General features: G+C 45.2%; 1 protein-coding gene. It reads left to right on the forward strand.

The window, feature by feature from the left end:
• On the forward strand, positions 1–208 hold a 208-nt coding region (locus LKX83_RS33720; RefSeq protein ID WP_227887690.1), incomplete at both ends, for an alpha/beta hydrolase.

Below are 208 nucleotides of genomic sequence, written 5' to 3' on the forward strand. Positions count from 1 at the left end.
GAGCTGTTTCCTTATCACCATAGCCCAGTAGCCTGCATCGCAAGCCTTTGGCAGCTCATTAATGTGGTAAAGAAAGAGATGGGGCGCGTGACCACCCCAGCGCTTGTGATTCAGTCTACTCATGATGAGACAGTGGAGCCGTACAGCGGCGATTATATTTATTCCCATATTGGTTCACACTATAAAGAAATCAAACATTACCATAAAT

It is taken from the genome of Cohnella baijiui (genome assembly GCF_020731285.1).
Classification (GTDB): domain Bacteria; phylum Bacillota; class Bacilli; order Paenibacillales; family Paenibacillaceae; genus Cohnella.